Origin of the sequence: Cryomorpha ignava, from assembly GCF_010686655.1 — a bacterium.
In the GTDB taxonomy this organism is placed as follows: domain Bacteria; phylum Bacteroidota; class Bacteroidia; order Flavobacteriales_D; family Cryomorphaceae; genus Cryomorpha; species Cryomorpha ignava.
In genome coordinates, this window is sequence record NZ_JAAGVY010000013.1 from 38,641 (window position 1) to 55,396 (window position 16,756).

Here is a 16,756-nt window from a genome sequence, read left to right on the forward strand (position 1 = left end):
TAGGTTTCGTAAATTTTAACGATTAAAAATTAATTGTATGAATTTACGACTCCCCTTAATGGTCGTTTTTGCATTTTTGTTTTGCCTCTCGGGCAATACGCAAAACGACTCATCACTTGTTCAAATTGCTGCCGATACATTGAGCAGCGACTTGCAGGAAGATGGCCTTTCTGTTGCAGCAATCGGATTTTATAATGATGGTTTAAGCCATTTTCAAAACAATGAACCCGAACTTGCAATTGCCGACTTTACCAATGCATTGGCCGAAGAGCCAAACTTCCCAAAAGCGATTTACAACCGCGCTGCAGCTTATCTGAGGTTGAAAGACTATAGCAGTGTTATTTCTGATTTAAGCACCTACATAACTCTTGCTGATACGGCCAAAGAAGCTTACTACCTCCGGGCAAGAGCGCTTCATATATCAGGCTTTGGCGAAGAAGCTATTGCAGATTATAAAATAGCTATTGAAAAAAGAGTAGAGCGCGAAAATAGTTTTCTATACAGTGCCGAGCTCAATTTTAGAATGGGCAATTATACAGAAGCCGAAACAGCATATTCTGGAGCGATTGCTGAAAATCCGCAAAATGCTGTGGCTTTTCACGACAGAGGCAGCACACGAAAGCTACTTGAAAACCTGGATGGAGCCGCCGGAGATTATAACAATGCCATAAAGCTAAACCCTAGAATGACCATGGCATATATGAATCTGGCTGGCGTGTATAGAAAGCAGAATAAGCTTGATAAGGCGCTTTCTGAATACAATCAGGCAATACGGCTTGAGCCAAATAATGTGCTCGCCCTCAACAATCGCGGGTACGTTTATTTCCTTCAGGAAAAATACGATGAAGCTGCAAAAGATTTTGAAAAAGCAATTGATTTAGATCCGGCTTATGCGTTTGCCCATAACAATCTGGCAAGTACACTTATTAAGCAGGAAAAATATCAGGAAGCCATAACCAGTGCCGGAAAAGCAATTGAACTGGATTCAAACTACGGTTTCGCCTATCTCAATAGAGGTATTGCGCGTGAAATGGTTCGCGATATTCCCGGAGCATGTGCCGATTGGGAAAAGGCGGAAGCCATGAATATTAAAAATGCCGGTATTTATCAAAGCGGTTCTTGTAAATATTGATCTATGAAAAACTTACTCCTTATTCTATTTATACTTTCGGGCTATTCTAGTTTCGCTCAAGGCGATTTAGCTTTTGAAAAAGACAATTTTCCCAACGATAAAGACGGGTTTAAAGAAGCCCGCTATCACCTGAAAGAGGGCGATAAAATATTTGACGAAGGCAATAACAGCTATATGAATCTCGCTTTGCCATTTTACGAAAAAGCGTATGCCTTTAATCCAAATAATGCCGAACTGAACTACAAGCTAGGAGTGTGCTATCTCTACTCTCCGGTAAAGCGAAAATGCCTGGAATATTTTGAAAAATCATACGCACTCAATCCTTCGTACGACTCCTACAATATTGAATACTTGCTGGCTAGAGGTTATCACCTGAATGAAAAATGGGACTTGGCAATTGCAGCTTATGAAAAGCAGCTGGTGGTTTTGAGAAATCAGAATGCATCGCGAGAAGAATTTGCCGTTATTGAAAAAAACCTGGAAGAAGCCAAAAACGGAAAAGAAATTTCGAAAGAAAAAGTACGCGTTTGGATTGATAATCTGGGGCCGAATATCAATTCTTCATCTCCAGAATATGCTCCCTTAATTTCAACTGACGAAAGTATTCTCATTATTACCGCCCGCCGTGAAAATACTGTGGGTGGAATGAAAGATGCCATTGACAACCTGCCTTATGAAGATTTATACATCAGCTATAATAAAGGTGGGATATGGAGCCCTTTACAAAACTTGGGCGAAGATGTAAACTCAACTGGTCACGATGCCAGCAGCGGTTTATCGCCCGATGGTAAAATGCTGTTTGTATTTCGGGGTACCGCAAAGGGTGGCGGCGATGTTTTTATGTCAGAAATTGATGGTGATGAATGGTCAAAGCCACGCGCATTGGGCAAGTATATCAATACCAATTATCACGAAAGTGCAGTTGCGCTTTCTTACGATGGCAATGAACTCTTTTTTATTAGTGATAAGGAAGGTGGAATAGGAGGAAAGGATATTTATACTTCACGCTGGAATGCGCAAAAAGAAGATTGGAACGAAGCACAGAATCTGGGTGCAACAGTAAATTCGGCATATGACGAAGACGGTGTATTTCTGCATCCCGATGGTAAAACACTCTATTTTTCCAGTAAAGGGCATAATAGCATAGGTGGAAATGATATTTTTTATTCTGAAAAAGTAAACGGGATATGGACTAAGCCCGTAAATATCGGATATCCAATAAATACACCAGACGATGATGTGTTTTTTGTAGTAGCTGCCGACGGTCGCACAGCCTATTATTCATCAATCAGAGACGAAGGCTATGGTGAAAAAGATATATACAGAATATCATTTCTTGGCCCGGAAAAAGAGCCGGTTTTAAATACCGAAGAACAACTTCTGGTTGGATCTGAAGAGAAAAACCCCGAACTCGCTTTGCAACCCGAAGTAAAAGTGAGGACCAGCAGAATGGTATTGCTTAAAGGATTGGTGCTTGACGATAAAACTTCTCAACCCGTTAGCGCCGCGATAGATCTTATAGACAATAGTACGTCTGAAGTGCTGGCTACCTTTAAATCCAATGCCGCTCTTGGCGAATATTTGGTGTCGCTACCTGCAGGCCGAAACTACGGTTTGAACTTTAATGCAGATGGGTATCTCTTTAACTCTATGAACTTTAATTTGCCCGATACAGCAGTTTTTAAAGAACTGTACAAAGTGGTAAGGCTTAAAAAGATTTTAATCGGAGAGAGCATCGTGTTACGCAATGTTTTCTATGATTATAATATGAGTACGGTAAGATCAGAATCTGAAGCAGAACTCGATCGGTTAAAAGAATTGCTCATAGAAAATCCAACCATTAAAGTTGAGATTTCAGGGCATACCGATAATGTTGGTGGCGATAAATACAATCAGGAATTGTCTGAAGCGCGCGCAAAATCGGTAGTTGACTATCTGGTTCAAAAAGGCATTCCGGCAAGCCGAATGATTTATGTGGGTTACGGAAAGCAAGTGCCAATGGCAACGAACGATACGCCTGAAGGCCGTCAGGAAAACCGAAGAACGGAGTTTAAAATTATTGAATAATTTCTTAAAGTTTTGTCAGAATTAACCTTATTTCGGAATTAACCTTATTTTTAAACCAAACACCAAACACTAAACACCAAACACTAAACACTAAACACCAAACACCAATCACTTCACAACCAGCTGAATGTTTTGGTCTCCATTTGTCGTTTTTACCGAAAGCGCATAAATGCCGGGTGCAATCCCTTTTAGCGGAAGCTGAATGGAATTCTCTCCTTCATTAATTTTGCCAGACCAAAGATTCTTTACGGAGCGACCTTGAATATCAATGAGTTCAATTCTGGCGTCATCTGCATTGCGCGCTGAGATACTTACAGTAGTGAAATCGCTAGATGGATTGGGATAAACATATAATCGCTCAAAAACTGATTTTAAATTTTCAACATTTACAGGCGTTGATTGTAGAATATTTATATCGTCTACATAAATATTGTTTCCACCATTTGACAAAAATTGCAGCTGAATCCTGAAATTTCCGGTGCGTTCATCCGGTTGTATGTTGTCAATGGTGAGCAGCTTCCACTCCAAATCATTCGCAGGAGCAAATGGGGCAGGAGTCGGATCGGCTGAAGATAAAGTCGATGAAGAATTATAGACTTTTTTAAAAGTCCAGGTTTCGCCACAGTCAGTACTTATAGAAATACGCAGCGATTCAAGCGATGAGTTTGGTCTGCGCGCATAGGCTACGCGCATTGTAACAATAGCCGTATCCATTTCAGATAAATCGAAAGTGGTGCTGTTGAGGAGATCAAAATTTTGAGGCAAATTGGTGAAATTATTAATCCATACTGACTTATTGCTCTGATAACCAACTACGTTATTGATTCCCCAAGTGTTTTGGTCATCTTCATTTTCAATGTACCATGGAATATCATCTACAGAGCTAGCGGCCTCAAAATCTTCAGAATAAGGCACGGATGTGCCTATGGTGTCCATAACTGTTATGTAATTTTCAACAATCAAACTGTCAGCACCATTGGCATTGGCTGCCCATAATTTGGCAGAGAAAAGTCCACTCTCATTGTAAGTTACAGTCGGGCTTATTTCTGTGCTTTCAGCCGGAGTTCCACCTTCAAAAGTCCACAAAACATTGGAAGATATATTCAGAGACTGATTTAAAAAAGCGACTGTTTCGCCCGAGCAAATCAAATCTTTGTCAGTGCTGAAATTCACTACAGGCATAACACTTCCCGGATCAAAAAACTCATTTTCCCAAACTCCGCGTCCATAGGTGCCAAGCAACACTTTACCGCTTTGATATTGAAAAATAATCTGGTTCACAATTACATTTGGCAAACCATTGTTATAGCTGCTCCAATTAATATTTTCGGCATCTTTGTAGTAAACTCCTGCATCTGTGCCAATATAAATTCCATCGTTGCTTCCTAACTGATAGCTCACACAATTTACAGGAATGTTGGGGAGGTTTAAGGTAAGATTTTCCCAAGCGCTCCCTCCATTAACAGAATGAAAAACTTTTGCATTGGAATTATAACCCGACATAGTAATCCAAACCTCGTCGGGATCGGTGGGATGCACTTCTATTCCCGTAATGGTGAGATCGGGTAGTCCACTGGTTATCGTTGACCAGTTAGCGCCTCCGTCTGTGGTCTTCCTAATAGTTCCATAAGTCGATGTATAAATCACATCGGCGTTTGATGGGGCAACTCTAAGTGCCAAAAGTGTACCTGCAAACGGGAAATTGCTAATCGGAGTCCAGGCTCCATTGCTTCCAGTTTTCCATACATTTTCGAAAGCCGAAAAGAGAATATTGTTATTAGTCGGATGCATTTGAAGCGGCGTTACCCATGCTCCCGACTCTTCAAGACCATCTGAAAAATTAGAAAAACTCATACCACCATCTGTCGACCTTTGAAATTCTCCACCGGGGTAGGCGCTGTACATTATTTGATCGTTTGTATAATCAATCAGTGCCATATTTCCGTCTCCGCCCAGCAAGTGATTGTAATCGCCGGGTGCCGAAAATAGATTGGTTCCATTATCCTGCGATGCTGTGAGGATATAATCGGGATTTGTAGTTGAAACCGCAATGCGATAATATTGTGAGATCTGCAAGCCTTCGCTCAGGTCTGTCCATGAATTCCCGAAATCAGAGCTCACAAATAGACCTCCATCGCTACCGCAGTAAATTTTATCGCCGTAGGTATCAAGTGAGTGTATATCCGCGTGGGTGTATCCAATAGATGATGGGTGAACCCAATGCGAAACAATTGTCCAGTTAGCTCCGCCATCATTGCTTCTCCATACATTTATACCACCTACATATATTTCGTCAGCATCATTTGGCGATGCGGTAATTGCCAGGTCGTACCAACTTTGTCCACCATCACCGTCTCCAATTTCAGAATAGGTGAGAATATTGGGTGAATCGCTGCGCAGTTCAAAGTTATCTCCTGAATCACTGCTGCGATACAAACCGTAAAATCCGCTGTCTTCATCGCTACCGGCTACCATATACACCACGTTTGGATTATCGGCAGATACCGTTATTGCAAGACGATTCACAGCTAAAGAAGAAGGTACTCCTTCCAAAATCTGGGTGAAATTCATCCCTCCATCTGTCGATTTATAAAATTTTCGTCCCGAACAATAAATTACGTTCGGGTCGCCCGGCTTGATTTCTATATCGCGAATATTGTCGCTTAATGTCTGAGTCCATGACTCACCGGCATCACTAGTGACAAAAAACCCCTGATTTGTAGAAACCCATAACTTTTGCGAATTGGTGGGATCCATAAGTATTTTGGTACAGCGCACTCCATCGGCTATATTGTGAATCAGCGAAGTAGGTTCCCAGCTTAAGCCTCCATCTGTACTTTTCATTACGCCAAAGCTATAGGTATCAGATCCATCGCCATCGCCCGTAGCTAAATACAGAATGTTGGAATCGTTGGGGTCAATGGCCAATCCCGAAGCACCAATTACCGGCAGATTGTCGGTAATTGGAGTCCAGTCATTTCCTGAATTTACAGATTTCCATAGTCCGCCCGCTGGGGTTGCTGCATAAATGGTATTGGGATCATTCGGGTCTTCAACAATGGCATTTATTCGTCCCAAACCGGGATTCCAGCCTTGGCTTTCCCAAGATGTAGGACCTACAGGTTGCCAGTCAGAATTTGATTTGACCTCGCTTTTATTCAATTTTTGAACCTGTTTCCAGGCTTCAAAATATTCTATTGAGTAATTCCTTTCTCCGCTTGGATACGTGCGGGCGGCCACATTGTACTCCCATCGTTTGTATTGTTTCCAGCCTTTGCCACGCTCGTAACCTTTGTCTCCCCAGTGGGCATTAAATGCTTCCTGAACTTCATAAAAATTCACGTTGGGATCCATCATTTTATTAACCCACTCCTGGGCGAATAAAAAACTTGAAAAGCCAATAAGAACAGCAGAGAAGAGAATTTTTTTCATAGTGAAGAGATATCAATCGCGAATTTATAGAAATCCGACTAACTTCGCCATTCTTGTTTAATAGCAATACTTGAAAGCTAAATCGCCTTGAAATTTATAAACCCAAAAATCGTCTCAACTGCAGATGGCAGCGAGTCGCTCTACCTGCCCGAACTCGATGAGCATTATCACTCACATCACGGCGCTTTGCAGGAGTCAATGCATGTATATATCAAAGCTGGTTTGGAGCACGCTGTCGCGAATGGATGTAGCAAGCCGCGGGTATTTGAGCTCGGCCTTGGCACTTTCTTAAATACTTTTATTACAATGGCTTACGCCGAAAGGAAGGGTGTTGAAATTTCGCATTATGGAATAGAAAAGTTTCCGGTAGAACCGGAGTCACTTAAGAAAATGAATTATTCAATGCTCCCGGGCCTTCAAGATTATTCAGCGTTTTGTTCTGCAATAGTCGATGCCGGCTGGGATAAGGAAGTTGAAATAACTCCTCATTTTAAATTGTTTAAAAAGTACGGTGACTTTCTCAGCTTTGAGCATCCTTCAAATTCCTTTGATGTATTTTATTTTGATGCTTTCGGCTTTAGAGCCCAAAGTGAGATGTGGAGCGAAGCTGTTTTTAAAAAGTGCTTTGAGATTCTGGCACCCGGCGGTATTTTGGTAACCTACGCTTCAAAGGGGGTTGCGCGTAGAACCATGGAGTCTGTTGGTTTTAAAGTGGAGAGAATAACAGGTGCACCCGGAAAACGTGAAATGATGCGCGCCACAAAACCTTTGTGATGAAATATCCATTTAATGTGCGCGTGTATGGTGCCTTGATTTTCGACAACAAAATCTTGCTCAGCACGGAATCCTATCAAAACAGAACTTTTACAAAACTTCCCGGTGGGGGGCTTGAATTTGGTGAGGGCTTGCGCGAATGTGTGGAAAGAGAATTTATGGAAGAGCTCGCATTGCCCGTAACCGTAGAAGCTCATATTTTCACCACCGATTTTTTTCAACGGTCGGCATTTAATGATAAGGAACAGGTACTATCAGTTTATTTTCGCGTAAGCGCTGCCGAAAACAATATAAACCTCAAAGACATAATGGCACGGGAAGAGGGGAAAGAGGTTTTCTGGAAAGACCTGGAATCTTTAAGTGAAAACGATTTTACCTTTCCCATCGATAAATATGTGTGCCAGTTTTTAAAAGAGATAAAAACTATTTCCTGAAGGCATATTTATCTAAGCCGACAAAAAACGTCTCTCCACAAGCTTTTGCACCCGTTTAAAAAACGAAACCGGTTTTAAGGTTCGCCAGTCCAATTCATCCAAATTTCCGCCGGTAGCAAAATAGCTATCCGCATTTACAGCCGAAAATTCCTGCATTACATGATCTCGAAAATTGACCATCGCTATCCATCCATCGGTTTCGGCTGCATCTTCAAACCACTCTTCGTAATACGAATCATCTGAATAGTGAAAGTTCAACACATTTTCGCCGATTAGAATAAATTTATTGATACCCTGATTCATCAGGTCATCGGCAACATCTCTTTTCAGAAACATGATATCGTTGTGAAGGCAATCATTCCACTCACCCAAAAACTCCATAATCGCAAAACCGCGATCATAATCGGCGTAGAGAATTTTCATAAGCAGGGAAGGAGAGCCAAACTCATCCCATTGCGGATGAATCAGATGATCGTAAATGGAATTTGTAAATTCAAATTCGCTGTATTCCCTTCCGTAAAAAGGGGATCGTTCATCTTCTTCGGCAATGTATTCATCCCTCCAGTTGTAGTATGGTTCTATGCTATGCATTAATTACTCCCATTAATCACAGCGTTTCGCACGCTGCCATATTTTAATAATAATTCTTTCGCTAATTCGTAATTGATATCCAACTCATTCATTACCATACGTGTACCTCGATCTACAAGCTTGTTGTTACTCAGCTGCATATCTACCATTTTATTTCCTTTTACCCTACCGAGTTTTATCATTACTGCAGTGGAGATCATGTTGAGAACCAACTTTTGCGCAGTGCCCGATTTCATGCGCGTGCTTCCGGTTACATATTCAGGCCCTACGGCAACTTCAATTGGAAATTCGGCTTCTTTGCCAATGGGCGATCCGGGATTGCAGGTAATGCAGCCTGTTAAAATACCGTGCTGGCGTGCATTTCGCAAAGCACCGATTACATAAGGTGTGGTGCCAGAAGCTGCAATGCCTATTACAGTATCTAGTTTGTCAATTTTGTATTCTTTTAGATCATCCCAGCCCTGTGTTTCATCGTCTTCGGCAAATTCTACAGCTTTGCGCATGGCGCTATCGCCGCCTGCCATCAGTCCTATCACCATTCCGTGGGGAACACCAAAAGTGGGAGGGCACTCGCTGGCATCTACTATTCCTAGTCTTCCGCTTGTGCCGGCTCCTGTATAAAACAATCGTCCGCCTTCGCTTATGCGTTTGGCAATCTCAATTACCAATGTGTTGATTTTTGGAATACACGTATTTACCGCGGCGGCAATTTTTGCATCCTCGCGGTTTATATCTGTCAGAATTTCAAGAATCGATTTTCCCTCCAGATTGTTGTAAAGCGATTCTTTTTCAGTTTGTCTTTCCACGGTGCAAAGATAAGAATGAGAATTTGACTACTGAAAGATGAACTACTAAAATGAATTAAAATAATGGCATTAAAAAAGCCTCCACACATTGCTGTGCGGAGGCTTACAATTATAATCGAAAGACGATTAATTAAAAAGCACTTTTTTGGTAATCTGCTGATTGTCAAAAGTAATTTGCAACAAGTAAACACCATCACTAAGTTGCCCTCTTTCTAAGAGGTACGTATGATCGTTTACATTTCTCTCTAATACCACACGTCCTGTAATATCAATCATTTGAATACGACGGATAACTTCGTCTGTATTACGGATTGTAATTGCAGATTGTGAAGGGTTTGGGAAAATTGTTGTGTTGTTTTGGGTTTCTACTTTGCTAATGCCTGTAATACATGGAGCTCCTTCAAGCTCAAAAACACACATCATTCTAGGATTGATATATCCCTGAATAGTATCAATATACGCCAAGCCTTTTTCAGGACCCATTCCTGGGTTTCCGGCTACGCTTTGAGCGTTGATAAGGGCTGCGTCGTAATCGTTCCCAGTGGCAGCTTCAGCTCCAGCTACTAATAATTCTAGAGTGCCGAAATCCCACCAATCCCATGGTCCACCTTGATTTGTAAATCTATTTCCATTAATTGTATTAATTGGTAGCACAAATGGAAACAATCCTTCAGGATTTTCTGCAACAGTAATAGTAGGTTGTGTAGGCAAGATATAGTCAAAAGTTTGACCATACAGAGAGCGAGCTCTATCAGTATATGGATCGTTTCCATTTGGAATCGTCAAAAATGCAGCATTATTACCTAAGTCAACTGCCTCTTGTATAAACACATTTGCACCAGAAACGTCAACAACATCTTCATTTGTTGTAGGAACAACTACAGTTCCATCATCAAATGGAGCAAATGGATCGCGAACACAATGTAGAGAAATCATAGGTGGGTCTGTATCATCAAGCCAAGAGATATCAGCCAGTGCTCCCCCAATATTCATTGAAAGACTTATTTCTTTAGAAATACCTGCTAATTGAAGTGGGTCGGGAAGTCTTTGAGAGCCAGGGCCACCGTCAATAGTTCCATCTATAGATTCAATAACATACGGAAAGCCATCTTCACCAATAAATTTTTGAATAGCAATATCCGTATTGTAGTCGTCTAGTGTTGCGTAAGCTTGAGAAACATATCCACCAGACCCTTGACCAAACAAAGCAATTTTAGTTGGGTCGATGTTGTAAGGATTTCCTTGGGCGACAGTTGCTCGCATATACCTAACACTGGTTTGAGCATCGTGCAATGCACGGTAAACAGCTTGTAGCAAGGTTCCTCTTCTAATATCCGGCACTGTTGATAGCGGATTCCAACCCATTCGATAGTCAACGGATGCAACAACATAGCCACTTCGAGCCCATTGCTTACATAAGTTAACAGCGGCACTATCTATCTTAGTCCCTGTTGGGCTACCATTTATTACAGGGGGCAGAAAATTTCCAGTATGAAGATAAATAATTACAGGTCTATTAACCTCTGTATCACTCGCAGGTGGGGTATAGATATCTAATCTGATTGGGTAAAGCTTGGCAGTTGTTTGCTGATCTACAGGCAAAGCTCCATTACTTTGGAAATAATTCAATGGTGGAGTTTCTCCATTAGCCATTATCGCGAGAATGTCATCGTAATCAGAAGCGAATGTAACAGAGTCCAAGTTCGAGCGGAGAGCATCGATATTAAAGCCAATGCCGACATTTGACTGCAATTGATTCGTTTCAAAAATTTGGTCAAGATATCTCACTTGAGCATGTGCGCTGCTTAGAGTCATCAGACCCAAAACAACTGTTAAGGATTGTAAAGTTCTTTTCATAGAGATGTATTTTTTATTTGTTGTGAAAAATAAGAAATATTATCGGTTCAACCATTCATATACAAAAGAAATATAAGCCATACGTCCTATGTATGGACCACCAAACACTGTATATACACGGTTATCAGTAAGGTTAGAAGCGCCGAGCTTCACCGAAGTATTTATTTTCTTGAAATTTGCTGAAACTGCGGCATCAACCAGGTAATAGCTTGGCACATAGCCTGTAAACTGGGGGCTACCTTCAAATAGATACCCGTCGATCCATTTGTAATTCACTCCAAAACCCCAATTTTTCAATTTGAAAATACCAAAATCCGTAGTCAAATCTCTCGCGTTTACACCAATATTTACTTTATGCTTAGGAGTATTAAATGCTGGAATTATCGGGTCGTCGTCTCCGCTTACCAAATTGTTGTATGAATAGTTGGTTGTAAGTGCGTAATTCTTCAAGAAATAATAATTTACGCCAATTGAAGCGCCTTGTGTGGTTACTTTTTCTTGTGCATTTGCTGCAACACGATATACGGTGAAATTTCCGGGAAGCGGGTTGTCGGGTGCGTAAGGAATATCTAAACCGATATTGTAACCAATAAAATCAGTATAAATACTGTAGTAATACCCTGCATCGACATAAATTTTATTTGATACTGTTCCGCGATAGCCTACTTCAAACGTTTGTACTCTTTCCGGTCTGATCGGATCCACACTGTAGTAATTGAGTTTATTCCATGCAAAGTTTGCACCGGTATTACGCGCTTCGTTAAATGATTCAATTGTCGCTAGTGAGTCGAATCCACTTAAGTTACCAATAAGTGTAGCCCTACCTACATCATAATACAAGTATTGGTCTGCAAGGGTAGGATTTCGCACAGCAGAAGAAACACCACCGCGAAGTATATGGTTTTCACCAAGTTGGTAAACCAGAGATACAGCAGGTGAAAAAACGGCATCGAAATTTTCATTTTTATCCATTCTTAAGGTGGCCTTAAAAGTTAAGGTTTCGTCGATAAATTTCTTCTCATATCCGGCATAAACGCCAAATTCCCAATTTGTTATTTTGGTAAAAGTTGAATCTGTTTTTACGGTTTTAAATGTGGTGTCAGATGTTATGGGATCAATCTCCATAATCCTTTCTCTCGTAAAGGTCAGTGTGTCCCTAAAAATTGTTCCCCGCGAATCTGGCGTGTACAAGCGGCCATTAGCACCAACAATTATTTTCCCAAAATCTAGGTCAAAAATATACTCACCTTGGGCGTGGTACAGTGCCGATTTATCATAAAATCGAGAGCCGTTATCGGTAAAAAGTCGTGACGTTACGTCTTGAAAAAGGCTGTCAAAGCGCTGTGTGCCCGGCTTGAAAAAAGGATATTCCCCCTCCAGGGCAGATTCTTCTGTTGCTCTCCGAATAGTAGCATTGTAATCTTGCATGGCGCCTGGGTTGTCATTTGCCCATTCATTTTGAGCTCCGGCTATGCCTTGTCTCCATTGAACATTAGCGGCAGCGAATGCATCGAAATTAATCACACCATCATCACCGATATAATCCGTAATATTAGGTCTTGTATCGCTAAATTCAGTTTGGTTCGGCATTCCCTGATCATAAAGTTGATTCCTGTTTAATCTGTAAAATGCTGCGTAATCTTTGTAATAATTTCCTTCTCTTTTTGCAATGTCAGACATAATATTTGCCGTAAGCACTGCATCGTATGAGTTACCGGCATCTTCATGCGTTGAGTAGAATCGTAAGAAGTACTTATTTTCTTTTTTTAGTTCAATTTTATTCTGTAAAAACTGAATGTCGCGCAGGCTTATCCTGTTGTCGCCCTGATAAATCGTTGTTCCATTTCCGTAATTCAACGAATAGTTCAGAATCAGATCCTTTTTAAGCTTGTAGTACAACCCTAAATTTGCCTTTGTATTTCGGGTGTCGTAATCGGCAATGTCTACTTCTTTATAACCCGATCGATATATTCTACCTAAGCCGGGATAATCTAAATTTGTGGTATAATTATTTCCACCCGTGGTCACTTCATCACCATAAATGTTTACAGCATCGTAGCCTGAATAGTTTTCAGTGGTTACAGGAGAATCATCTACAGCATTGTAATTGTCGGCTTCCCAGTCATTTGCCGTAAGGTAAAACAAGTTGATTTTATATCCGAACTTTTCAATACCTTCCTTATTCTTAATTACATCGGCCCAGCGAATAGCTCCTTCAAACATCTGACGCTCTCCGGCTTTCAGAGAAACATTTAATCCAGGAAAGAGGAACGGATCTTTGGTGCGCATATCTATAACCCCGTTAAACGCTCCTGGCCCGAAGTAAGCCGAACTTGCTCCGGCAATTACATCGACAGATAATACATCAAGGTCGGATGCTCCCAGAAAGTTTCCAAGCGAAAAGTTTAATCCCGGAGATTGATTGTCAACCCCATCAATAAGTTGTAAGGATCGCACAGGCGATGTAGAATTGAAACCTCGAGTATTCACAATCTTGAATCCCAGGCTGGCAGAAGTAACGTCTACACCTTTTAAGTTGCCCAGACTTTCATAAAAGCTTCCACTCGGAGCTTCCTTGATAGCTATTAAATCCATTGATTCAACGGTAAGTGCAGCCTGCTTAGACTTCTCACTGATACGGCTTCCCACAACTTCCACTTCACTCATCATTACCTGATCGGTACCCAAATTAACCTTTATCTTTTCAGAAAATGAATTAACAGTAATTTCCTTTGGTGTATATCCCAAAAAGTTGATTACCAATATAAGTGGTGGATTTTGGTTGACTTGAAATGAAAAATTTCCGTCTATATCTGTTGTTATTCCGGTAGAGGTGCCTTTTAAAATAACGGTGGCTCCTATCAGCGTTTCGCCACTATTGTCATCGTAAACTGTGCCTTTTATTGTTCCTTGAGCAAAAGAACTCTGCGCAAAAAAAAACATTCCGAAAGCACATAGGATGATTGGTAGAGTTAATCTCTTTATTAGCATGTATTTGATCAATGAATTCGTGTTAATTTGACACCTTGAGAAGCCAAAATAGATATTTTCACCTTTGAAAAGACATAATTATCTTGTTATTTTAAAGTAGATTCTTGTGAATCTTTGTTTCCTATTGATATTTAGGCTTTTGTGTGAAGCTTGCTTTTGTAAATTTATACGCACTCAGTTGGTGCCTTCATCACCCTCTTTTTGAGAGTTACAGATCAAGAAAAATGAAAATAAAATCTATTGTGGCCCTAAAACATTTTTGGGTAACTTTCCGGATCTGCCTCGTGAAGAATCGAATAAGTGGTCTCTACAATATCTTCAATATTGGGTTTTGAGAAATAATCGCCATCGCTTCCATAAGCAGGTCGGTGAGCTTTTGATGTAAGGGTTACTGGTTTGCTGTCCAGATGAAAATAACCATTCTGCTCATTCAGAATTTTATCGAGAATAAATGCCGAGGCACCACCTGGTACATCTTCATCTACAATGAGCAATCGGTTGGTTTTTTTCAGACTTTCAACAATTAAGTGATTCTTATCGAAAGGCAATAAGGTTCGCACATCTATAAGTTCTACATCGATTCCCAGATCTAACAGCTGGGTGGCTGCATCTTCGGCAAGATTGCAGGTTGAGCCGTAAGATACTATAGTAATATCATTTCCTTCACGCACAATTTCGGGTACACCCAGCGGAATGGTAAACTCTGCCAGATTATCGGGCCTTTGTTCTTTGAGACGGTAACCGTTTAGGGGCTCAATTACCAATGCCGGATCGTCGCTCTTAAGCAATGTATTGTAAAAACCGGCTGCGGTGACCATATTGCGCGGCACGCAAACATAAATACCTCTTATGGCGTGAATAATGGTTCCCAGTGGTGAGCCTGAATGCCAGATGCCTTCGAGTCTGTGACCACGCGTACGTATAATTACCGGTGCTTTTTGGCCGCCTTTTGTGCGATAGTGCAGTGTGGCCAAATCATCTGACATAATCTGCAGGGCATATAGCAAATAGTCCAGATATTGAATTTCGGCAATGGGTCGCAAACCGCGCATCGCCATTCCAATTCCCTGGCCAAGAATAGATGCTTCACGAATTCCGGCATCGCTTACACGCAATTGGCCGAATTTTTCTTGCATTCCTTCCATGCTCTGATTTACTCCACCTATCTTTCCAACGTCTTCACCATAAGTGAGAACCAGAGGATATTTTGTAAACAAGGCATCAAAATTGTCGCGAAGCACGAGCCTTCCATCCACCTCTTCTGAACTGTCCGAAAACTCCGGCTTAATTTCTTCAACTTTTAAAGCCGACATAGCACTCTGTGAGTATAAATGAGAGTTGTACCGATCGGCATTTTTGTCTTTATTCTCGCTAAGCCATTTTTTTAATTCTTCACGTGCATCGGTTTCAGAGCCAATAGAATTGTAAATTGCTTTGCGAGCGGCGGTAAATATATCTTTACGCACCGGATCCATCGCCTTTTTGAGATTTTCTCCTAATGTGGCAATAGCTTCATTGTCGCCGCCCATTTGCTGTAAAAGCACAACTACCTGATCGCGCTCTACGCTAATTTCTTCATGAAAGTCTTTCCACGCGGCTTTTTGAGCGGTGCGGACATCTTTCTTGGCAGTTTTTTCGATTTCTTCCAGATCTTCGTCAGTCGATAAATCGTGTTCGAGAATCCACTCGCGCATTTTTTTAATGCAGTCAAAATCTTTCCCCCACTGAAGCGTTTCAGGCGACTTATACCGCTCATGCGAACCTGAAGTAGAGTGGCCCTGCGGTTGCGTTACTTCTTCTACGTGAATTAAAATAGGAACATGCTCTTCACGTGCCGTCTTAACCGCCTTTTCGTAAGTGTTTACAAGTGCGGGATAATCCCATCCTTTTACATTATAAATATCGTATCCACCGCGGTTTTCATCGCGTTGTAATCCTTTTAAAAGTTGAGAAATGCTGCCGCCTGTGGTTTGAAATTCTTTGGGAACAGATATTCCGTATCCATCATCCCAAACCGACATAACCATAGGAACCTGCAGAACACCTGCGGCATTCATTGTTTCAAAAAACAAACCTTCGCTTGTACTGGCATCGCCAATTGTTCCAAAAGCTACTTCGTTTCCTTTGTCAGAAAATGTTTTGAAATCGTTGTGAAGCGCTTTGTTTTGGCGGTAAACCTTAGAGGCTTGCGCCAACCCGAGTAAGCGCGGCATTTGCGCGGCTGTAGGAGAAATATCGGCCGAAGAATTTTTTTGTTTGGTAAGGTCGCGCCAGGTGCCATCTGCATTTAAGCTTCGGGTAGAGAAATGCCCACCCATTTGGCGACCTGCACTTGCCGGTTCTTTATCGGCATTGGTATGCGCATACAGTGCCGCAAAGGCCTGCTGAATGCTCAGCGCTCCAATAGCCATCATAAAAGTTTGATCGCGGTAATATCCAGATCTGAAATCGCCGTTTTTAAACTGCTTGGCCATGGCAATCTGCGCCAATTCCTTCCCGTCGCCAAAAATGCCAAATTTGGCTTTTCCGGTCAGCACTTCCTTTCGCCCCAGCAGCGATGCCTCACGGCTCTCGCAAGCAAGCTTGTAATCAGCTATTACTTCTCTTACAAAAACTTCTTCGCGGGTAGCTATTTCTTCTTTCTCTTGGTTCATATTTTTACAAAGTATTCA

Annotated in this window: 10 protein-coding genes; 4 read left to right on the forward strand and 6 right to left on the reverse strand. The window is 41.4% G+C overall.

Going from position 1 to position 16,756, the window contains the following annotated elements:
* Positions 1–37: 37 nt before the first annotated feature.
* Both G3O08_RS08965 and G3O08_RS08970 read left to right on the forward strand, forming a co-directional pair.
* Entirely contained in the window at positions 38–1,132 is a 1,095-nt protein-coding gene (locus G3O08_RS08965; RefSeq protein WP_163285026.1) for a tetratricopeptide repeat protein, read from the forward strand.
* 3 nt (positions 1,133–1,135) lie between these two features.
* Entirely contained in the window at positions 1,136–3,199 is a 2,064-nt protein-coding gene (locus G3O08_RS08970) for an OmpA family protein (RefSeq protein WP_163285027.1), read from the forward strand.
* A gap of 108 nt (positions 3,200–3,307) precedes the next feature.
* On the opposite strand, the gene G3O08_RS08975 is transcribed toward G3O08_RS08970, so the two are convergent.
* Complete coding sequence (locus G3O08_RS08975) at positions 3,308–6,631, reverse strand: T9SS type A sorting domain-containing protein (protein ID WP_163285028.1); 3,324 nt, start codon at positions 6,629–6,631, stop codon at positions 3,308–3,310.
* Between the two features lie 87 nt (positions 6,632–6,718).
* On the opposite strand from G3O08_RS08975, the gene mnmD reads away from it, so the two are divergent.
* A complete protein-coding gene (mnmD, locus tag G3O08_RS08980) occupies positions 6,719–7,405 on the forward strand; it encodes a tRNA (5-methylaminomethyl-2-thiouridine)(34)-methyltransferase MnmD (protein ID WP_163285029.1) in 687 nt (228 codons plus the stop codon).
* Entirely contained in the window at positions 7,405–7,839 is a 435-nt protein-coding gene (locus G3O08_RS08985; RefSeq protein WP_163285030.1) for an NUDIX domain-containing protein, read from the forward strand. The genes mnmD and G3O08_RS08985 overlap by 1 nt, the downstream gene beginning before the upstream one ends.
* Before the next feature lie 12 nt (positions 7,840–7,851).
* Here the strand turns inward: G3O08_RS08985 and G3O08_RS08990 are convergent, their stop codons facing one another.
* The 5 genes from G3O08_RS08990 to G3O08_RS09010 all read right to left on the reverse strand — a co-directional run bounded on the left by G3O08_RS08990 (position 7,852) and on the right by G3O08_RS09010 (position 16,738).
* The gene (locus tag G3O08_RS08990; RefSeq protein WP_163285031.1) at positions 7,852–8,430 is read right to left on the reverse strand and encodes a hypothetical protein; all 579 of its coding nucleotides are present in this window, start codon (positions 8,428–8,430) and stop codon (positions 7,852–7,854) included.
* On the reverse strand, positions 8,430–9,236 hold the full coding sequence (murQ, locus tag G3O08_RS08995; protein ID WP_163285032.1) for an N-acetylmuramic acid 6-phosphate etherase: 807 nt from the start codon (positions 9,234–9,236) through the stop codon (positions 8,430–8,432). The genes G3O08_RS08990 and murQ overlap by 1 nt, the downstream gene beginning before the upstream one ends.
* Positions 9,237–9,362: 126 nt before the next feature.
* Positions 9,363–11,093 carry a T9SS type A sorting domain-containing protein gene (locus tag G3O08_RS09000; protein ID WP_163285033.1) on the reverse strand — a complete coding sequence of 577 codons (1,731 nt, stop codon included), beginning with the start codon at positions 11,091–11,093 and terminating at the stop codon, positions 9,363–9,365.
* 39 nt (positions 11,094–11,132) lie between these two features.
* The gene (locus tag G3O08_RS09005) at positions 11,133–14,084 is read right to left on the reverse strand and encodes a TonB-dependent receptor (protein ID WP_239541088.1); all 2,952 of its coding nucleotides are present in this window, start codon (positions 14,082–14,084) and stop codon (positions 11,133–11,135) included.
* Between the two features lie 248 nt (positions 14,085–14,332).
* Positions 14,333–16,738: an alpha-ketoacid dehydrogenase subunit alpha/beta gene (locus G3O08_RS09010; RefSeq protein ID WP_163285034.1), complete on the reverse strand. Its 2,406-nt coding sequence runs from the start codon at positions 16,736–16,738 to the stop codon at positions 14,333–14,335.
* Between the last annotated feature and the right edge of the window lie 18 nt (positions 16,739–16,756).